Annotated in this window: 19 protein-coding genes; 8 read left to right on the top strand and 11 right to left on the bottom strand. The window is 65.0% G+C overall.

Going from position 1 to position 18,338, the window contains the following annotated elements:
* Positions 1–31 precede the first annotated feature (31 nt).
* On the top strand, positions 32–988 hold the full coding sequence (locus tag RTQ83_RS09890) for an LD-carboxypeptidase (protein WP_312513894.1): 957 nt from the start codon (positions 32–34) through the stop codon (positions 986–988).
* Positions 989–992: 4 nt separating this feature from the next.
* Here the strand turns inward: RTQ83_RS09890 and RTQ83_RS09885 are convergent, their stop codons facing one another.
* From RTQ83_RS09885 to RTQ83_RS09860, 6 genes are all read right to left on the bottom strand, one after another.
* A complete protein-coding gene (locus tag RTQ83_RS09885) occupies positions 993–1,544 on the bottom strand; it encodes a GNAT family N-acetyltransferase (RefSeq protein ID WP_312513892.1) in 552 nt (183 codons plus the stop codon).
* Positions 1,541–2,668, bottom strand: coding sequence for an acyl-CoA dehydrogenase family protein (locus RTQ83_RS09880; protein ID WP_312513890.1), 1,128 nt, complete (start codon positions 2,666–2,668; stop codon positions 1,541–1,543). The genes RTQ83_RS09885 and RTQ83_RS09880 overlap by 4 nt, the downstream gene beginning before the upstream one ends.
* 77 nt (positions 2,669–2,745) lie before the next feature.
* Complete coding sequence (locus RTQ83_RS09875) at positions 2,746–3,414, bottom strand: SDR family oxidoreductase (protein WP_312513887.1); 669 nt, start codon at positions 3,412–3,414, stop codon at positions 2,746–2,748.
* Positions 3,415–3,496: 82 nt separating this feature from the next.
* Positions 3,497–4,696 carry an acetyl-CoA C-acyltransferase gene (locus RTQ83_RS09870; RefSeq protein WP_312513884.1) on the bottom strand — a complete coding sequence of 400 codons (1,200 nt, stop codon included), beginning with the start codon at positions 4,694–4,696 and terminating at the stop codon, positions 3,497–3,499.
* A gap of 24 nt (positions 4,697–4,720) precedes the next feature.
* Entirely contained in the window at positions 4,721–5,905 is a 1,185-nt protein-coding gene (locus tag RTQ83_RS09865) for an isovaleryl-CoA dehydrogenase (protein WP_312513882.1), read from the bottom strand.
* Between the two features lie 116 nt (positions 5,906–6,021).
* A complete protein-coding gene (locus RTQ83_RS09860; RefSeq protein ID WP_312513879.1) occupies positions 6,022–6,423 on the bottom strand; it encodes a MerR family DNA-binding transcriptional regulator in 402 nt (133 codons plus the stop codon).
* 128 nt (positions 6,424–6,551) lie between these two features.
* Here RTQ83_RS09860 and RTQ83_RS09855 point away from each other — a divergent pair, with 128 nt between their 5' ends.
* From RTQ83_RS09855 to RTQ83_RS09845, 3 genes are all read left to right on the top strand, one after another.
* A complete protein-coding gene (locus tag RTQ83_RS09855) occupies positions 6,552–7,616 on the top strand; it encodes an MBL fold metallo-hydrolase (protein ID WP_312513877.1) in 1,065 nt (354 codons plus the stop codon).
* A 253-nt stretch (positions 7,617–7,869) separates the two neighbouring features.
* Positions 7,870–8,286: a hypothetical protein gene (locus tag RTQ83_RS09850; protein WP_312513875.1), complete on the top strand. Its 417-nt coding sequence runs from the start codon at positions 7,870–7,872 to the stop codon at positions 8,284–8,286.
* Between the two features lie 125 nt (positions 8,287–8,411).
* The gene (locus RTQ83_RS09845) at positions 8,412–8,585 is read left to right on the top strand and encodes a hypothetical protein (RefSeq protein ID WP_312513873.1); all 174 of its coding nucleotides are present in this window, start codon (positions 8,412–8,414) and stop codon (positions 8,583–8,585) included.
* A gap of 21 nt (positions 8,586–8,606) precedes the next feature.
* Here RTQ83_RS09845 and RTQ83_RS09840 read toward each other — a convergent pair whose 3' ends face one another.
* Positions 8,607–9,215, bottom strand: a complete 609-nt coding sequence (locus tag RTQ83_RS09840; protein WP_312513871.1) for a UbiX family flavin prenyltransferase — start codon at positions 9,213–9,215, stop codon at positions 8,607–8,609.
* Between the two features lie 6 nt (positions 9,216–9,221).
* Positions 9,222–9,536, bottom strand: coding sequence for a Grx4 family monothiol glutaredoxin (gene grxD / locus RTQ83_RS09835; protein ID WP_312513869.1), 315 nt, complete (start codon positions 9,534–9,536; stop codon positions 9,222–9,224).
* Positions 9,537–9,676: 140 nt separating this feature from the next.
* Between grxD and RTQ83_RS09830 the strand changes: the two genes are divergently transcribed.
* Positions 9,677–9,982, top strand: coding sequence for a hypothetical protein (locus RTQ83_RS09830; protein ID WP_312513867.1), 306 nt, complete (start codon positions 9,677–9,679; stop codon positions 9,980–9,982).
* 70 nt (positions 9,983–10,052) lie between these two features.
* Entirely contained in the window at positions 10,053–10,340 is a 288-nt protein-coding gene (locus RTQ83_RS09825) for a hypothetical protein (protein WP_312513865.1), read from the top strand.
* On the opposite strand, the gene RTQ83_RS09820 is transcribed toward RTQ83_RS09825, so the two are convergent.
* Together RTQ83_RS09820 and RTQ83_RS09815 are read right to left on the bottom strand one after the other, a co-directional pair.
* Positions 10,337–10,798, bottom strand: a complete 462-nt coding sequence (locus tag RTQ83_RS09820) for a GNAT family N-acetyltransferase (protein WP_312513862.1) — start codon at positions 10,796–10,798, stop codon at positions 10,337–10,339. The genes RTQ83_RS09825 and RTQ83_RS09820 overlap by 4 nt on opposite strands.
* Positions 10,799–10,802: 4 nt before the next feature.
* Positions 10,803–13,157, bottom strand: a complete 2,355-nt coding sequence (locus RTQ83_RS09815; RefSeq protein WP_312513859.1) for a Tex family protein — start codon at positions 13,155–13,157, stop codon at positions 10,803–10,805.
* A gap of 332 nt (positions 13,158–13,489) precedes the next feature.
* Between RTQ83_RS09815 and RTQ83_RS09810 the strand changes: the two genes are divergently transcribed.
* On the top strand, positions 13,490–16,606 hold the full coding sequence (locus RTQ83_RS09810; RefSeq protein WP_312513857.1) for a DEAD/DEAH box helicase: 3,117 nt from the start codon (positions 13,490–13,492) through the stop codon (positions 16,604–16,606).
* A gap of 65 nt (positions 16,607–16,671) precedes the next feature.
* On the opposite strand, the gene RTQ83_RS09805 is transcribed toward RTQ83_RS09810, so the two are convergent.
* Positions 16,672–16,920, bottom strand: a complete 249-nt coding sequence (locus RTQ83_RS09805; protein WP_290417760.1) for a DUF3297 family protein — start codon at positions 16,918–16,920, stop codon at positions 16,672–16,674.
* Between the two features lie 168 nt (positions 16,921–17,088).
* Between RTQ83_RS09805 and RTQ83_RS09800 the strand changes: the two genes are divergently transcribed.
* Positions 17,089–18,270, top strand: a complete 1,182-nt coding sequence (locus RTQ83_RS09800) for a HAMP domain-containing sensor histidine kinase (RefSeq protein ID WP_312513855.1) — start codon at positions 17,089–17,091, stop codon at positions 18,268–18,270.
* Positions 18,271–18,338 lie beyond the last annotated feature (68 nt).

Below are 18,338 nucleotides of genomic sequence, written 5' to 3'. Positions count from 1 at the left end.
TGCCGCTGCCCGGCGCCCGGTGTCAAACCCCATGCCCCAGTTGATCAAACCCGCGCGCCTGCGCCCGGGCGATACCGTCGGTCTGATCGCCCCCGGCGGCTACACGAGCGCGCGCGCGATCGACAAGGCGCTGCGCAATATCGAGTCGCTCGGCCTCAAGGTCAAGCAGGGCCGGTATCTGCGCGAAGTGTTCGGCAACTACGCCGGTTCGGTCGAGCAGCGCGTGGCCGACCTGCATGCTATGTTCCTTGATCCCGAGGTGAGCATGATCTGGCCGATCCGCGGTGGTTCCGGCTGCATCTCGCTGCTGGCGCATCTGGACTACGACCTGATTCGCCGTCATCCGAAGATACTGCTCGGTTATTCCGACATCAGCGCGCTGCACCTGGCGCTGCACAAGCACGCCGGCCTGGTGACCTTCCACGGCCCGGTCGCCTCGTCGACGCTGACGGATTATTCACGCGAGCACATGATGGCGGTGCTGGCCGACCCGCGGCCGCAGTACACGATCCCGATGTCGCAGGAGAATGCCAAGCAGGCCTTGAGCCAGCCGCATTTCGGTATCCACACGCATACCCACGGCGCGGCGAGCGGCACGCTCATGGGCGGTAACCTGTCGATGGTGGCGGCGCTGGCCGGCACGCCGTACGCCGCCGATATCGGGGGCAGCATCCTGTTCCTGGAAGAGGTGAACGAAGCACCGTACCGCATCGACCGCTGGATGACCCAGCTCGACCTGGCGGGTGGCTTCAGGAACGCGGCGGCGCTGGTGGTGGGCATCTGCGAGAACTGCGGCCCGGAGCACGAAGACCTCTCGCTCACGCTCGAACGCACGCTCGGCCTGCACCTGCATCCGCTGACGATTCCGGCGGTGACGGGTTATTCGATCGGCCATATCCGCAATCAGTGCACGCTGCCGATCGGCGTGCGCGCCACGCTCGACACCAACGCGCAGACGATCACGCTGCGCGAAGCGGCGGTGGCGTAGCGCCTTACCTGATCCGGCGGCTCATCGTGACCGAGCCGTGCGATTCGCCATCGATGCGGTACAGGTCCGGCTCTTCGCCGGTGACGACGAACCCGGCACGTTGGTACAGCCGGCGCGCCGCGTGGTTCCCGGCCAGCACATCGAGGTCGACCCAGTCCAGCATCGGCGTCCCGGAGGCCCAGGCCAGCGCGGTATCGACCAGCATCCGGCCCAGGCCAAGCCGCCGGTACGCATGGTGCACGCCCATTCCCAACATGGCGCGGTGGGTGGACAAGGGCTCCGGCCGCGCGCGCAGGTCGATATGTCCGGCAATCGCGCCATTGGCGTCGAGTGCGACCCAGACCCGGCGCCAGCCCGGCTGGCCAAGGGCGATCGACAGGCCGCCGGCAAACGACGCCGCCTTCTCGGGCGGCAGGCGCGCCTGCGAACGTGACAGCGGCTGGAACAAGGGCATGCCATCGCGCCCGTTTTCCTGCAGCTGGTCGTCCAGGTACATGAACAGCTGCGGCAGGTATTCCGGTTCAAGCGGTACGACTTGCAGCAGCGGTACGTTCATAGAGCCCTTGCGATCAGGATTTTCTGGATGTCGCTGGTGCCTTCGTAGATCTGGCATACGCGCACGTCGCGGTAGATGCGTTCGACCGGGAAGTCGGCCACATAGCCGTAGCCGCCGAAGACCTGCATCGCATCCGATACTACACGCTCGGCCATCTCGGACGCAAACAGCTTGGCCATCGCCGCTTCCTTCAGGCACGGCAGGCCGGCGTCCTTCATCGCCGCCGCGTGCAGGATCAGCTGGCGCGCGGCCTCGATCTTCATTGCCATCTCGGCCAGGCGGAACTGCACCGACTGGTGCTCGAAGATCGGCTTGCCGAAGCTTTCGCGTTCTTTCGCATATGCCAGCGCTGCCTCGTACGCCGCACGCGCCATGCCGACCGATTGCGACGCGATGCCGATGCGCCCGCCCTCCAGGCCGGACAGGGCGATCTTGTAGCCCATGCCCTCTTCGCCGATCAGGTTCGCCGCGGGGATGCGGCAGTTGTCGAACACGATCTGCGCCGTGTCGGACGAGTGCTGGCCCATCTTCTGTTCGATACCGGCCACGATGTAGCCGGGCGTATCGACCGGCACCCAGAACGCGCTGATGCCCTTCTTGCCGGCGGCTTTGTCGGTGACCGCCATGACGATCGCCACGTCGCCGTACTTGCCGCTGGTGATGAACTGCTTGCTGCCGTTGATGACGTAGTCGTCGCCGTCGCGCGTGGCGGTGGTACGTAGCGCCGCGGCGTCGCTGCCGGTGTGCGGCTCGGTCAGGGCGAAGGCACCCAGCAGTTCGCCGCTGGCCAGGGGCCGCAGCCACTGTTGTTTCTGCTCCTCGCTGGCATACATCATGGCGATGCTGCACACCGGGCAGTTGTTGACCGAGATGATGGTCGAGGTGCCGCCGTCGCCGGCCGCGATCTCTTCCAGCACCAGCGCCAGCGCCACGTAATCCAGGCCCGCGCCGCCGTATTCTTCCGGCACCGCCACGCCAAAGGCGCCCAGCGCCGCCAGCTCCTTCAGTTCGTCCCGGGGAAAGACGTGCTCGCGATCCCAGCGCGCCGCTTGCGGCGCCAGGCGCTCCTGCGCGAAGGTGCGCAGGGCGTCGCGGATCATCTGGTGTTCTTCGCTCAGAATCATGGTGTCTCGACTATTCTCGTGATGCGGCGCCTCGTCTTGCGATCGGGAGCCGCTTATCACATAAATTATTTAGTTTGTTACCACGCGATCGGCGCGCCGTCGTGGTTCAGGAAGCTGCCGTTGGCGCTGGCGCCGACCTTGGCCAGCGTGGTGCGCAGGTCGCGTACGCTCTGTTTCGGCGTCAGGCTGGCGCCACTGCCGCCCATGTCGGTCTGGACCCAGCCCGGATGGAAGGCGACGCAGGTCACGCCCTGGGCGCCGTAGGTAATCGAGGCATCCTTCAGCACCGAGTTCAGCGCCGCCTTGCTGGCGCGGTACAGGGTGCCGTCGGTGCCGCTGCGTTCACCGATCGAACCCATGCGCGAAGACAGCACCGCCAGCTTGCCGCGGGTGTCGGCCAGCAGCGGGGCGACGATCGGGATCAGGCGCATCGCGCTCAGGACGTTGGTATGCATCACGGCGTCGAATTCGGGGCCGGTGGGAAAGCTGCCGTGCGAGGGGCCGTAGACGCCGGCCACCAGCCAGGCGCTGTCGATCTTCTCGTCGTCCAGGCGCCAGCCGAGGGCGGCGATGGAATCGGCGCTGGTGACGTCGAGCTGGTGGGCGGTGGCGCCGATAGCGGCCAGCTCGTCGCAGTCTTCCTGCTTGCGCGCGGTGGCGATGACGCGCCAACCATCGGCGCGGTACTGCTGCACCATTTCGTGGCCGATGCCGCGCGAGGCGCCGATGATCAATACGGTAGGCATGAAGAACTCCTTGTGAATGGATTGACGACAGAAGCCGTCAATGGTCGCATGGATCGTTTATCGTTGCCGCGCGCGCCGATGCTTACACCAGTTCGACCGCCATCGCCGTCGCTTCGCCGCCGCCGATGCACAGCGAGGCCACGCCGCGCTTGCCGCCCGTTTGCTTGAGGGCGCCGAGCAGGGTGACGATGATGCGCGCGCCCGAGGCGCCGATCGGGTGGCCCAGCGCGCAGGCGCCGCCGTGGACGTTCACCTTGTCGTGCGGGATGTCGAGGTCGCGCATGGCGGCCATCGGCACCGCGGCGAAGGCTTCGTTGATCTCGAACAGGTCGACGTCGGCCGGGGTCCAGCCGGTTTTCTGGAACAGCTTCTTCATCGCGCCGATCGGGGCGGTGGTGAACAGGTTCGGTTCCTGGGCGAAGGTTGCGTGGCCCAGCACGCGCGCGATCGGGGTGAGGCCCAGTTCTTTCGCCTTCGACTCGCGCATCATCACCAGCGCGGCGGCACCGTCGTTGATCGACGACGACGACGCGGCGGTCACGGTGCCGTCCTTCTTGAAGGCGGGCTTCAGCGACGGGATCTTGTCGACCTTGGCCTTGAGCGGGCCTTCGTCCTTGTCGATCACGGTTTCACCAGCGCGGCTGGTGACGGTAACCGGCGCGATTTCCCAGTCGAAGCCGCCACCGGTGGCTGCTGCCTGGGCGCGCTTGACCGAGGCGATAGCAAAGGCATCCTGCTCTTCGCGCGTGAATTGGTAAGTGGCCACGCATTCTTCGGCGAAGGTGCCCATCGAGCGGCCTTCGCCGGTCTTTTCGTTGCGCGAGTAGGCGTCTTCCAGGCCGTCCATCATCATGTGATCGAACATCGGCGCGTGGCCGATGCGGTAGCCGCCGCGCGCTTTCGGGATCAGATAGGGCGCACCCGTCATCGATTCCATGCCGCCGGCAACCACGATGTCGGCACTGCCGGCCACCAGCTGGTCATGGGCGAAGATCGCGGCCTGCATCGCCGAACCGCACATCTTGGACAGGGTCACGGCGCCGGTCGACAGCGGCAGGCCGGCCTTGATCAGCGCCTGGCGCGCCGGGGCCTGGCCCTGGCCGGCCATCAGGCAGTTGCCGAAGTAGACGTGTTCCACAGCGTCGGGCGCCACACCGGCGCGTTCGACCGCGGCCTGGATCGCCACGGCACCGAGGTCGCTCGCGGTTTTGGAGGAAAAATCGCCCTGGAAGGCACCCATCGGGGTGCGCGCTGCGCCGACGATAACGACTGGATCGTTCATGATGGTCTCCGAAATAAATACGGTTTATACGGTTTCGCCGAACAGCTCGCGCCCGATCAGCATGCGCCGGATCTCGCTGGTGCCGGCGCCGATCTCGTACAACTTGGCGTCGCGCCACAGGCGGCCGACCGGGTATTCGTTGATGTAGCCGTTGCCGCCCAGCGTCTGGATCGCCTCGCCCGCCATCCAGGTGGCTTTCTCGGCGCTGTACAGGATGGCGCCGGCGGCGTCCTTGCGCAGGGCGCGCACCGCTTCCGGCGAGGTGGCGCGGTCGCAGGCCTGGCCCACCGCATACACATAGGCGCGGCACGCCATCATGGTCGAATACATGTCGGCGATCTTACCCTGCATGAGCTGGAACTCGCCGATCGCCTGGCCGAACTGCTTGCGCTCGTGGATGTAAGGGACGACGACATCCATGCAGGCCGACATGATCCCGAGCGGACCGCCCGACAGCACGGTGCGCTCGAAGTCGAGGCCCGACATCAGCACGTTGACGCCCTTGCCGACGCCGCCCAGCACGTTCTCCAGCGGCACTTCGCAATCCTGGAACACCAGCTCACCCGTGTGCGAACCGCGCATGCCCAGCTTGTCGAGCTTCTGCGCGATCGAGAAACCTTTGAAACCCTTCTCGATCAGGAAGGCGGTCATGCCGCGCGGGCCGGCCTCGAGGTCGGTCTTGGCATACACCACCAGGGTGTCGGCGTCGGGACCGTTGGTGATCCACATCTTGGTGCCGTTCAGAACGTAGCGGTCGCCCTTCAGGTCGGCGCGCAGCTTCATGCTGACCACGTCGGAACCGGCGTTCGGCTCGGACATCGCCAGCGCGCCCACGTGCTCGCCCGAGATCAGCTTGGGCAGGTACTTGCGCTTCTGCTCTTCGCTGCCGTTGCGCTTGATCTGGTTGACGCACAGGTTCGAGTGGGCGCCGTACGAGAGGCCGACCGAGGCCGAGGCGCGCGAGATTTCTTCCATGGCGACGATGTGCGCCAGGTAGCCCATGTTGGCGCCGCCATATTCCTCGCTGACGGTAATGCCGAGCAGGCCCAGTTCGCCCATCTTCTTCCACAGGTCCATCGGGAACTGGTCGCTGCGGTCGATCTCGGCGGCGCGCGGCGCGATTTCGGCGGCGGCGAACTGCTGCACCGCTTCGCGCAATGCGGCGATGTCCTCGCCATGGTCAAAGGTCAAGCCTGGAAGGTGCAGCATGTCGTCCTCACGATGAACGGTGTTGGGGCAGGGCGCCGATGAGCGATCATCATACTCGCCTGTGACGTTAACGTAAACGTCAAGCAGAACCGTGTTGCGAAACGACTTTCGGTCGGTCAGGCGGCGTTGCGGCCGGCCTCGTCCTCGGCCAGCAGGCGCCGGCATTCTTCCTCGTGGGCGGCGATTTCTTCCAGCGCCATCTCGATGTCGGCGCGCTGCTGCTCGAGCGTCAGGCGCTGCTGCGCCAGCACGCCGAGGAAACGGTCGATCTGGGCCGCGGTGTCCTTGGGTGACTCGTACATGTCGACGATGCTCTTGATTTCGGACAGCGTCAGGCCGAGGCGCTTGCCGCGCAGCGTGAGTTTCAGGCGGGTGCGGTCGCGCGGCGTGTACACGCGGTTGCGTCCGCCCACGCCTTCGCGCATCGGGCTGAGCAGTCCCTGATCTTCATAAAAGCGGATCGCCCGGGCGGTGATGTCGAATTCGCGTGCCAGTTCGGCAATGGTGAAAGTGGCCATGGATGTGAAATGAATAGCAATAGACAAACAAAATCGCTAAAATCAGAACGTAGTTTCCGTTTACGTTAACTGTCGGTAGCAGTCGCATTGTAGCGCGACGATTTGGCGCCGGCACACGAAAGATTGCCATGAACCCGCTCGAAGCCCAGCTGGACTATCCGCTCGCGGACTTGATACCCGCGCCCGGCGCCCTGCACGAGATCGTGCCCGGCCTGCGCTGGGCACGCATGCCGCTGCCGTTCGCGCTCGACCATGTGAACCTGTGGCTGCTGCAGGACGAGGTCGACGGCCGCGCCGGCTGGAGTGCGATCGACACCGGGGCCGGCACCGATGCCAGCCGCGCCGCCTGGGAGCAGGTGCTGGCCGACGGCCTGGAGGGTGAGCCGCTGGTGCGCGTGATTGCCACCCATTGCCACCCGGACCACGTCGGCCTGTCCGGCTGGCTGTGCACGCGCTTCGGGGCGCCGTTCTGGATCACCACGGGCGAGTTCGGCTTCGCGCGCATGATGGCGGCCGCGCTGCCGGGCGTGGACGGGCCCTCGGCGATTCCGCACTTCGAACGCCATGGCCTGCGCGACGCGGCGCTGCTGGACCAGATGCGCAGCCGCCGCAATTATTATCCGTCGCTGGTGCCGGCGGTGCCGGATGCCTACACCCGCCTGCAGGACGGGCAGCAAGTGGCAATCGGCGGGCGCAGCTGGCGCGTGATCACGGGTTTTGGCCACTCGCCGGAACATGCATCTCTGTATTGCGAGGCCCTGAACGTGCTGGTCTCGGGCGACATGGTGCTGCCGCGCATCTCGACCAATGTCTCGGTATTCGCGGTCGAGCCGGATGGCAACCCGCTGCAGCTGTACCTGGATTCACTGGACAAGTTTGCGGACTTGCCCGACGACGTGCTGGTCCTGCCGGCGCACGGCAAGCCGTTCCGCGGCCTGCATACCCGGATCGGACAGCTGCGTGCGCATCACGCGGCGCGTCTGGCCGAAGTGTTGCAACTTTGCAGCACTCCACAATCGGCGATGGACATCGTGCCGATCATGTTCCAGCGTGCCCTGGACGCCCACCAGCTCAGTTTCGCGCTGGGCGAGGCTTTGGCACATTTACATCAACTTTATTACGATGATGTAATAATAAAGTTACAAAGTAACGACGGGATTTTCCGTTTCACCCGTCGTGACACACAATTGTAACTACCGAGTACATATATTTTGGAATGTATATTCTTTACGCAGGGCTAAGTAATTGTACGTAAAGTAGAGATATTCAGATGAAATGGTGATTTTGAACAAAAAATCTTTCGGTGACTTGCTGTTGGGAATTGATTAACGCTGTTCGTAAAAACTATTAAAAAACCACATCATTGTTACATTTTAGAGGTATGATTTAGGACTCATGCTTCTCAACAGAAGAAGTTACCCGTCCGTATCAATAACTAGTATCACGATGAACTCAACGAATGAACGGGAGAGCTTCAGCGAGCGACTGCAGCAGGCCCTGAAGAACGCACATTACTCCCCCGATAGCCCGACCCGGCTGGCCCGGGAATTCAACATCCGCTTCGAAGGACGCCCGATCACGGTGCACGCCGCCCGCAAGTGGCTGGTGGGCGAAGCCATTCCGACCCAGGAAAAGCTGCGCATGATCGCGCAGTGGCTGGGCGTGCCTGCCGACTGGCTGCGCTTCGGCGGCGCCGAGCAGGCTGCCAGCGCCGATGCCGCCAGTGGCGGCGCGCGCTTCGAGTCGGCCGACGTCAAGCTGATCGCCGATCTGCAGCGCCTGGACGAGCATCATCGCCAGCTGGCGCGCGAATTCATCCGCATGCTGGTGCGCATGAATCATCAGAAAGCAGAAGTCAAGTAATTCCGCTCAGCACTCAGCGTTGTACTTTTCGTCATGCCGTGCAGCACAAACAGCCGCAGCTGGTTCATAATCAGCTTCGGTGGCTGCGATCGCCGCCACCGGATCCATCGAGGAGCAGCTGACGCATGCGAAACAATTACGCCAACACCGCCCAGCTCAAGGAATTGATGACCGCGCCGCCGATGACGGCTGCGCGTCATGCCGAGGTACTGCGGGAACGCAATGCCCGGCGGCGGAAGCTCGAAGAAGCACGCGAAGCGAAAAAGGCCGACGACAGCCTGTACGACGACAAACGCTGAACCCTCAGCGGGCGCAGTAATCTATTCTGCCGCCGGGTCGTCTTTCGGGCCGCCCTTCATGCCGCCCCAGCGGGCGGCCTGGGCATTCTCTATCCCCAGCAAATCCAGCACGCGGTCGACCGTGTGCTCGACCATGTCCTCGATCGACGCCGGCCGGTGATAAAAGCTGGGCAGCGGCGGGAACACGATGCCGCCCATCTCGGTCACGGCGGTCATGTTGCGCAGGTGCGCCAGGTTGAACGGGGTTTCGCGCACCATCAGGATCAGGCGCCGGCGTTCCTTGAGGATCACGTCGGCCGCGCGCGTCACGAGATTGTCGGACAGGCCATGGGCCACCGCCGCCAGCGTCTTCATCGAACACGGTGCGATCACCATGCCGTCGGTCGGGAACGAGCCGCTGGCGATGGTGGCGCCGATGTCGCGGTTGCGATGGACGACATGGGCCAGCGCTTCGGCATCGCGCCGCTGCAGGCCGAGTTCCTGGTGCAGGGTGAGGGAGGCGGCGTCGGAAATGACCAGGTGGGTCTCGACGCCGGGAGTGGCGCGCAGCCGTTTCAGCAGCTGCACGCCATAGGTTGCGCCGGTCGCGCCGGTGATGCCGACGACGATGCGACGCGGACGGTCAGTCATGGTCGATCAGCGCGCCTGCAGCAGGGTCTGCAGTTCGCCGGAGTCGTACATCTCGTTCATGATGTCGGTGCCGCCGATGAACTCGCCGTTCACGTACAGCTGCGGAATGGTCGGCCACTGCGAGTAGTCCTTGATGCCCTGACGCACTTCGGCGTCGTCCAGCACATTGACGGTCGCGACGTTGTTCACGCCGCAGGCCTTCAGGATCTGGATCGCACGGCCCGAGAAGCCGCACTGCGGGAACTGGGCGGTGCCCTTCATGAACAGCACGACCGGGGTGGAGGTCACGGTTTCTTTGATCCAGGTTTGCACGTCGCTCATTTGGTTCTGCCTTTGGAAAAATAGGTTGGATGGCGACATTCTATAAGAATTCGACAGGGCAGGCAGCAGCCCCAATCGGTCATCGTTGCTTTGTGCCACCTGCTGCTATCATCGACCGGATTTGAACTCCCGGATGCACCATGCACAACACTTTCGCCACCCTGCCGCCACTGGCCATGTGGATCTTCGCCGCCCTGCTCGGACTGCCGGCCCTGTACGACATCGGCATCGGCGTCGCCATGCACCAGCCGGCGCGCCTGTTCTTCGCCATCGGCCCGCTGCTGATGGCCGGCTTCCTGGCCTACTGCGCGCTGCAGAAACGTGCCGGCCGCGAGGCCAAACTGGCTTCGCGCGAAGTGACGCTGGCCGGCTATATCTGCTTCGGCCTGTTCGCCGGCGGCTTCGTGGTCAAGCTGGTGCTGCAGGGCATGCAGGCCATCGGCTGATCAGGCGCTGGGGTTGCACCCGGCCTTGCGGTATGATCGCGCCAATTTGACAAGCCGACCGGAGAACCCGATGCAAGAACAACCCCGTCCCCGCGTACCGTCGCCGAATGCGAACCTGGTGATCGCAGCCCTGCTGGGCATTCCAGGCATCCTGAACATCTACAGCGGCATCGTGCGCCAGCTGCCGGGCGACATCATCTCGGGCCTGGCGGCGCTGGTGTATGCGGTGCTGTTGGTGCGCGACGCCGTGCATATCAAGAAGACCGGCGTGCCGGCGATCCCGCAGGCGAAGATGCTCCTGATCGGTTTCGGCTGCCTGGCGGTGTACCTGATCGGCATCCTGATCAAGCACAGCTAAACCAGTTCGCGTCCCAGGCAGACCGACGCATTGCGGCCGGTATCGCGGCCGATATAGCGGCCATACGGCGGCACCGGTGAATAGCCGTGCCGCTCGTAGAAGCTGACCGCGCGCGCGTTCACGCGCCGCGTCGACAGCCATAGCCGGCGATAACCGAAGGCGGCCGCGCGCCGCTCCAGTTCCGCCAGGATGACCGCGCCGGCGCCGCTGCCGGGCCGCGCGTACATCCGCTTCAGTTCCGCGACGTCACCCTCGATCGAACGCAAGGCTCCGCAGCCGAGCGCTTCGCCTTGCTCGTCGTAAGCGATCACGAAGGCCGTGCCTTCTCCGATCACGTCGCGCGGGTCGAACGACGAAGCGCCGCTGTCACCCGTGATCGCCAGCAGCGCCGCATCGAGCTGCGCGATCAGTGCCAGTGCCTCGGCACTGGCCGGGTCGGCGGCGGCGACGCGCAGCATCGGTTTACTTTTTCAGCTTGGCGAAGGCGGCCGCCATCGCGTTGCCGGACGGTGGCGCCGAACGCTGTTCCTGGCGCTGATGCTGGGCCACGCGCTTGGCGTCCGTACGGTCGCCGCGCTGCTCGGGCCGCGATCCGGGCTGCGGCGCGCTGTCGGTCAAACGCATGGTCAGCGCGATACGCTTGCGCTTGGGGTCCACTTCCAGCACCTTGACCTTGACCACCTGGCCGGCCTTGACCACCGTGTGCGGATCTTTCACAAACGTGTTCGACAGCGCCGAGATGTGCACCAGGCCGTCCTGGTGCACGCCGATGTCGACGAACGCGCCGAAGGCGGCGACGTTGGTCACCACGCCTTCCAGGATCATGTCCGGACGCAGGTCCGAGATTTCTTCCACGCCTTCCTTGAAGGTGGCGGTGGTGAATTCCGGACGCGGGTCGCGTCCCGGCTTTTCCAGTTCCTTCAGGATGTCGCTGACGGTCGGCACACCGAACTTCTCGTCCGCATACTTGGCGGGGTTGAGCGACTTGATCAGGGCGCCGTCGCCAATCACCGCCTTCATGTCGCGCTTCACGTCCGCCAGGATTTTTTCAACCACCGGATAAGATTCCGGGTGCACCGCCGACGCATCCAGCGGATTGGCGCCGTTCATCACGCGCAGGAAGCCGGCCGCCTGTTCAAAGGTCTTGTCACCCAGGCGCGGCACTTTCTTCAGCGCCGCGCGCGAGGCAAAGGCGCCGTTGTTATCGCGGTAGGCCACGATCCCCTGCGCCACCGTGTTCGACAAGCCCGACACGCGCGCCAGCAGCGGCGCCGAGGCGGTATTCACATCGACGCCGACCGCGTTCACGCAGTCTTCCACCACCGCGTCGAGCGAGCGCGCGAGCTGGGTCTGCGACACGTCGTGCTGGTACTGGCCGACGCCGATCGACTTCGGATCGATCTTCACCAGTTCGGCCAGCGGGTCTTGCAGACGGCGCGCGATCGACACCGCGCCGCGCAGCGACACGTCCATGTCGGGCAGTTCGCGCGAGGCGAATTCGGACGCCGAATACACCGAGGCGCCGGCTTCCGACACCACGATCTTGGTCAGCTTGAGTTCCTGGTTTTGTTTGATCAGGTCCTGGGCCAGCTTGTCGGTCTCGCGCGAGCCGGTGCCGTTGCCGATCGAGATCAGCGACACATTGTGCTTGGCCGCCAGCTTGGCCAGCGTGTGCAGTGCGCCGTCCCAGTCGTTGCGCGGCTGGTGCGGATACACGGTGGCGGTATCGACCACCTTGCCGGTGGCGTCCACCACCGCCACCTTGACGCCGGTGCGCAGGCCCGGGTCCAGGCCCATGGTGGCGCGCGGGCCGGCCGGTGCCGCCAGCAGCAGCGCTTTCAGGTTGCGTGCGAAGACCCCGATAGCATCGAGTTCGGCCTTGTCACGCAGGGCGCCCATCAGGTCGGTCTCGAGGTGCATGAAGCTCTTCACGCGCCAGGTCCAGCGCGCGCTGTCCTGCAGCCATTTGTCGGCCGGGCGGCCCTGGGCCTTGATGCCGAAGCGCGCCGCGATGCGGCCTTCGCAGGGATTCAGTGGCGCGTCCCACTTCGGCTTCTCGGGTTCGGAATCCAGGCGCAGCGTCACGTCGAGGATGCCTTCGCGGCGGCCCCGCAGCAGCGCCAGCGCGCGGTGCGACGGCACCGCGGCGAGCGGCTCGTTGTAGTCGAAGTAGTCGGCGAACTTCTCGCCTTCGTCTTCCTTGCCGGCGACGACTTTCGACTCCACCACACCGTGCTCCTGTACGTACTCGCGCAGCGACTGCAGCAGCTCGGCGTCTTCGGCGAAGCGCTCCATCAGGATCTGGCGCGCGCCGTCCAGCGCTGCCTTGGTGTCGGCCACGCCGGGGTTGGCGCCGCCCTCTGGATTGGTGAAGGCTTCACGCAGGTAGCCGCTGGCCACCTGTTCCGGATCGAGCGTGGGATCGGCCAGCAGCGCCTCGGCCAGCGGCTGCAGGCCGGCCTCGATCGCGATCTGGGCCTTGGTGCGGCGCTTCTGTTTATAGGGCAGGTACAGGTCTTCGAGGCGGGTCTTGTCTTCGGCCAGCGCGATCGCCTGCGCCAGCTCGGGCGTCATCTTGTTCTGCTCCGTGATCGAGGCCAGGATCGCGGCGCGCCGGTCTTCCAGTTCGCGCAGGTAGCGCAGGCGCTCTTCGAGCAGGCGCAGCTGGGTGTCATCGAGGCCGCCGGTGGCTTCCTTGCGGTAGCGGGCGATGAAGGGCACGGTGGCGCCTTCGTCGAGCAGGGCGACGGCGGCGGCCACCTGGGCCGGACGGGCGGCGAGTTCTTGGGCGAGGCGTTGTTCGATGGAAGGCAGCATGGATGATGAAAAGCGCAAGGCTGGAAAGCGGGAGACGCGAAGTGAACGAAGTGGTGCAAACGTGGTGCTCACAAAACAGGCACGCGCGTCGTGATGATTTTGTGGCGCATGTTGTCGCACAAGCGCCAAGCGATCAATGATACGCAAACATGAACGATACGCCAGTCTTGACAGCGTTACCTGAACATGAGAGAACAACCGGTTGAGATAAGAACACGTGGGCCAGCCACGGATGAGATTTGCCTGCTGCGTGCGATTCCGAACAAAACGGAAGTGTTCGCATGCGAGATAATGCCCGTTATTGCCTTTTTTGTTACCAGCCACGAGACCCAATGACAACAGTCGATTATCTTCGCGAGAAAGCCAGCGAGCTACCCGCGGCCCGCGCTCCAGCACGTGCTCCCGCCCTGCCAGCGCCGGTGGTGAGCTGGCTGCAACGGGTCGAAGCGGCGGCGCACCCGCAGCCGAAGCTGACCGACGAGGTCGCGGATCCGAAGGCCGCGCAGTACAAGTTCGTGTACGTGATGGCGCCCACCAGCGGCGGCCGCCACGTCGCGGTCTGCCTGTGCAAGGCGCGCCTGCGCGCCAACGGCGAAGTGGCCGCGGCCAGCCCGGTGAGCGAAGTGTTCTCGCTGCTGTCGGCGCCGCCCGCCTACCTGGAAGGCGATGACGTCGACCTGGTGCGCTTCTTCATCGCGATGCGCAGCGGCTCGTCGCAGGGCACCAGCGCCACCGAGCCGAAAGGCAAAGTCGGGGCCATCCTGCTGCAGATGCTGCTCGAACAGGGCAAGCTGCTGTGGGCGAACTCGTGGTCCGACATGGCCAATGGCCTGGTCTATCCGCTGCAGGCCGGCCCGACCCGCCTGGCCAGCCTGGCCTGGCGCGACGAAGGCCGCAGCGCCAAGCTCGGATGGTCGGTGGAGCCGGTCAATGGCGCCGCCACCCACAGCGCCGCCGACCAGATCGACTACATGCTGCCGACCGATCCGCCGTGGTACATCGACAACCTGTCGTGCGGACCGCTGGACCTGAATCGCGGCGGCATCGACATTTCGCTGGCCGAACTGCAGGCACTGGTGGCGCAGGCGCCGCTCCTGACCGGCACCGACAAGAAGCGCGTCTCGCAGCTGCTGCTGGCGCACGGCCTGCAGCAGCTGATGCCGCTGCCGCAGCCGCTGACGCAGCGTCTGCGCAATGACGTCAAACCGATTCCGCACCTGCTGCTCGATTCGGTGCAGCTGGCCGACGGTGGCGTCACGCGCTGGCACGACTTCGCCGTGCTGGCCTACGACTACGACGGCCAGCGCGTCTCGTTCGATCCATCGCAGCGCGTGGTGCGCCAGATCGGCGACGTCACCGAGATCATCGAACGCGATCCGAAAGCCGAGAGCGACGCCCTCGATAAGCTGGGCGAACTGGGCTTCCGCAAGCCGGCCACCGCGCCGTTCAACGCCATGGCCGGCGCGCTGCAGCTGGAAAGCCAGGCGCACTGGCTGCGCTTCGCCGAGAGCGACCTCGATGCGCTGTCCGACGCCGGCTGGCATGTGCAGAAATCGAACAAGTACCGTTACGACGTCGTGGCCGTGGAAGACTGGTACGCCGACATCGACGAACCGGCAGAAGCAGGCAATGCCTGGTTCGAGCTGGAACTGGGCATCGTGGTGGCCAAGAAGCGCGTGCCGCTGCTGCCGGTGCTGGTGCAGCTGATCCGCAGCGCGCCGCTCGAATTCGATCCGAGCGTGCTGGCCGCGCACCAGGAAGCCGACCAGATGCTGGCGGTGCTGCCGGACGGCGTGCGGGTGGCGCTGCCGTGGGGCCGCCTCAAACCCATCCTGGCCACGCTGGGCGAGCTGTATTTCAACGACAAGATCAAATCCCGGGTGCGTCTGTCGACGCTGGACGCGGCGCGCCTGGAAGAACTGGCGCGCGGCGTCGAACTGAACTGGACCGGCGGCGAGCGCCTGCGTGAGACCGGCCGCAAGCTGAGCCAGTTCGGCGCGGTCAAGAAGGTCGAAGCGCCCGCGGGCTTGCAGGCGACCTTGCGCGACTACCAGCTCGATGGCCTGTCGTGGATGCAGTTCCTGCGCGAGTACGACCTGGGCGGCATCCTGGCCGACGATATGGGCCTGGGTAAAACCGTGCAGACGCTGGCCCACATCCTGACCGAGAAGGAAGCCGGCCGCCTGACCAGTCCCGCACTGGTGATCGCGCCGACCAGCCTGATGGCCAACTGGTGCGACGAAGCCGCGCGCTTCGCGCCGAGCCTCAAGGTCCTGCTCCTGCAGGGCAAGGAGCGCATGGACCAGTTCGACCAGATCGACAATGCCGACATCGTCCTGACCACCTACGCGCTGCTGCCGCGCGACGAGGAAGAGCTGCGTAAGCACCACTATCACCTGGTGATCCTGGACGAATCGCACTACATCAAGAACACCCGCTCGAAAGCGGCGCAGACCGCCGGCTCGCTCGACGCGCGCCATCGCCTGTGCCTGTCGGGCACCCCGCTCGAAAACCACCTGGGCGAACTGTGGTCGCAGTTCCACTTCCTGCTCCCGGGTTTGCTGGGCGACGAAAAGACCTTCAATACCCAGTTCCGCCATCCGATTGAACGCCAGGACGATCCGGTGCGGCGCGCGCTGCTCAATCGCCGTATCCGCCCGTTCCTGCTGCGCCGCACCAAGGACCACGTGGCCAAGGAACTGCCGCAGAAGACCGAGATGGTGCGCCGTATCGAGCTGTCGGGCCCACAGCGCGACCTGTACGAAACGGTGCGCCTGGCGATGGACAAGAAGGTGCGCGAAGAGATCGACCGCAAGGGCGTGGCGCGCAGCCAGATCGTGATCCTGGAAGCGCTGCTCAAGCTGCGCCAGGTATGCTGCGACCCGCGCCTGGTAAAAGCCATGCCGGCCAAGAAAAACACCGCGGCGGTGTCGGCCAAATTGACCGACCTGATGCAGATGGTGGAAGACCTGCTGGGCGAAGGCCGCCGCATCCTGGTGTTCTCGCAGTTCACCAGCATGCTCGGTTTGATCGAGGAAGAACTCGACGCGCGCGGCATCCGCTACGCGCTGCTGACCGGCGAGACGCGCGATCGCTCGGCCCAGGTGGCCGCCTTCCAGCAGGGCGCGGTGCCGATCTTCCTGATCAGCCTGAAGGCCGGCGGTGTCGGCCTGAACCTGACCGCGGCCGACACCGTGATCCACTACGACCCGTGGTGGAACCCGGCGGCCGAGAACCAGGCCACCGACCGCGCCTGGCGCATCGGGCAGGATAAACCGGTGTTCGTGTATAAATTGATCGCGAAAGGCACGCTGGAAGAGAAGATCCAGCAGCTGCAGCTGAAGAAGTCGGAGCTGGCGCAGTCGATCCTGTCGGAAGGCGAGTCGCAGAAGATGGCGCTGACGCAAGAGGATCTGCAGGCGATCTTCGCACCGCTCGAAGAAGGCTGATGGTGGATTGAAAAACAAACAGGGCGCAGATTGCGCCCTGTTTGCTTATTAACTGGTTTAAATATTTACTTGTAGAACGCTTCGACCTTGCCCTTCAGCTTGATCAGCATCGGCTTGCCCTTGCGGTCCAGGGTCTTGCCGGCAGCGACCTTGATCCAGCCTTCGCTCAGGCAATACTCTTCGACATCGTAGCGATCCTTGTCGTTGAAGCGGATGCCGACTTCATGCTGGAACACGTCACGGTTGTGGAAAGGGCTGCTCGGATCGATCGAGAGCCGGTCTGGGAGTGGGGGGAGGGTTGCGGTATCGGTCATAGTGGCCGAATTATCGCGCATCTCCCGCCAGCGTGGCGCATTTGTTTCCAAGCCGGCCGTGCCGCACCTGAAATGTTATTGATACACATTAACTCTGCAAATCTTGTTCAGCAGGGATATACTTGGCAGTAAACATAACATAATTTACAGTTGGTTAAGAATTTCTCCATGACGTCCAACCCGCTCACCGCTTCGCTCAGCACACTGGATTCGTCCAGCAGTGCGGGCTTGCCGTCGCCGGAACAATTCCGGACGATGGCCGAGCTGGGCGGTGCCGTGGCCTTCAGCGTGGCCTTGCCGGAAGGCCGCCTGGCCTACCTGAGCCCAACCTTCGCCGAGCTGAGCGGCCATAACGCCGCCGCCCTGCAAGGTGCGCTGGACGGTACCGGTCCGGCCGCGCTGGCGCCGCTGGGCGCCTGGCTGACCGAGGCCTCGTATGGCGCGCCGGGACAGCGCTGCACGCGCGAGTTCGACCTGCAGCATGCCGAAGGCCGGCCGCTGGCGCTGGAAGCGATCGCGACGGTGGTACCGGGCGCGCCGGGCATCGGCGGCGCCCCCGACACGCGTGCCGCGCTGGTGGGACTGCTGTGCGACCTGTCCGAGCGGCGCACTTACCTGGCCGAGCAGAAGCGCTTCGCCAGCATGCTGAACCACGAATTCCGTACCCCGCTGGCGACCATCGACGGCGCCATCCAGCGCCTGGAAGCGACATCCAGCCAGGCCGACGACGCCACCCGCCAGCGCTACCGCAAGATCGGCGCCGCGGTCGACCGCCTGATCGCGATGCTGGACGAATACCTGTCGCCGGACCGCATGGCGGCGCTGGGCCGCGCGCGCCAGCCGAACACGATCACCGTGCGCGACCTGGTCGAGACCGGCGTGCAGCAGGTGCGCACGGCGCATCGCCAGGCGATCCTGGAAACCGAAGACCTGCCGCTGCTGTTGCGCGGCGAACCGGAAGGATTGCGGCTGGCGCTGAAAGTACTGATCGACAACGCGCTGGCCTTTTCGCCGCCCGGCAGCCCGGTCACGCTGCGCGCACGGCGTAGCGGCGGCGGGGTCGAGCTGGCGGTACTGGACGGCGGCGAGGGCGTGCCGCCGGAAGATGCCGAGCGGGTGTTCGACAAGGGGTACCGCGGCAAGAATGCGCTCGGCATGGCCGGCAGCGGACTGGGCCTGTACATGGCGCGTTCGATCGTCGAGGTGCACGGCGGTATGCTGAGCCTGGTGCCCGACGCGGAGCGCAGGCACGAACTACAAGAACAACAGCAACAGCTCCAGCAAAAGCAACGGGAGCAACAACGGGGAGGCGCCGAATTCCGCCTCTGGATGCCGGCGCTTGGAATGTAGAGTAAGCACTCCTTGCCTCAGCCAGCCTCAACAGTGATAATCGGGAGCGCCCTGGTCCGATAACGCTA

The sequence above is a fragment of the Massilia sp. genome (genome assembly GCF_031995545.1).
GTDB lineage: Bacteria > Pseudomonadota > Gammaproteobacteria > Burkholderiales > Burkholderiaceae_D > Telluria.
This window is presented reverse-complemented; position numbering and strand designations above follow the sequence as displayed.

Coding starts and splice junctions, on each gene's coding strand:
- RTQ83_RS09890 (WP_312513894.1), top strand. CDS start 32: ATGCCCCAGTTGATCAAACCCGCGCGCCTGCGCCCGGGCGATACCGTC.
- RTQ83_RS09885 (WP_312513892.1), bottom strand. CDS start 1,544: ATGAACGTACCGCTGCTGCAAGTCGTACCGCTTGAACCGGAATACCTG.
- RTQ83_RS09880 (WP_312513890.1), bottom strand. CDS start 2,668: ATGATTCTGAGCGAAGAACACCAGATGATCCGCGACGCCCTGCGCACC.
- RTQ83_RS09875 (WP_312513887.1), bottom strand. CDS start 3,414: ATGCCTACCGTATTGATCATCGGCGCCTCGCGCGGCATCGGCCACGAA.
- RTQ83_RS09870 (WP_312513884.1), bottom strand. CDS start 4,696: ATGAACGATCCAGTCGTTATCGTCGGCGCAGCGCGCACCCCGATGGGT.
- RTQ83_RS09865 (WP_312513882.1), bottom strand. CDS start 5,905: ATGCTGCACCTTCCAGGCTTGACCTTTGACCATGGCGAGGACATCGCC.
- RTQ83_RS09860 (WP_312513879.1), bottom strand. CDS start 6,423: ATGGCCACTTTCACCATTGCCGAACTGGCACGCGAATTCGACATCACC.
- RTQ83_RS09855 (WP_312513877.1), top strand. CDS start 6,552: ATGAACCCGCTCGAAGCCCAGCTGGACTATCCGCTCGCGGACTTGATA.
- RTQ83_RS09850 (WP_312513875.1), top strand. CDS start 7,870: ATGAACTCAACGAATGAACGGGAGAGCTTCAGCGAGCGACTGCAGCAG.
- RTQ83_RS09845 (WP_312513873.1), top strand. CDS start 8,412: ATGCGAAACAATTACGCCAACACCGCCCAGCTCAAGGAATTGATGACC.
- RTQ83_RS09840 (WP_312513871.1), bottom strand. CDS start 9,215: ATGACTGACCGTCCGCGTCGCATCGTCGTCGGCATCACCGGCGCGACC.
- grxD (WP_312513869.1), bottom strand. CDS start 9,536: ATGAGCGACGTGCAAACCTGGATCAAAGAAACCGTGACCTCCACCCCG.
- RTQ83_RS09830 (WP_312513867.1), top strand. CDS start 9,677: ATGCACAACACTTTCGCCACCCTGCCGCCACTGGCCATGTGGATCTTC.
- RTQ83_RS09825 (WP_312513865.1), top strand. CDS start 10,053: ATGCAAGAACAACCCCGTCCCCGCGTACCGTCGCCGAATGCGAACCTG.
- RTQ83_RS09820 (WP_312513862.1), bottom strand. CDS start 10,798: ATGCTGCGCGTCGCCGCCGCCGACCCGGCCAGTGCCGAGGCACTGGCA.
- RTQ83_RS09815 (WP_312513859.1), bottom strand. CDS start 13,157: ATGCTGCCTTCCATCGAACAACGCCTCGCCCAAGAACTCGCCGCCCGT.
- RTQ83_RS09810 (WP_312513857.1), top strand. CDS start 13,490: ATGACAACAGTCGATTATCTTCGCGAGAAAGCCAGCGAGCTACCCGCG.
- RTQ83_RS09805 (WP_290417760.1), bottom strand. CDS start 16,920: ATGACCGATACCGCAACCCTCCCCCCACTCCCAGACCGGCTCTCGATC.
- RTQ83_RS09800 (WP_312513855.1), top strand. CDS start 17,089: ATGACGTCCAACCCGCTCACCGCTTCGCTCAGCACACTGGATTCGTCC.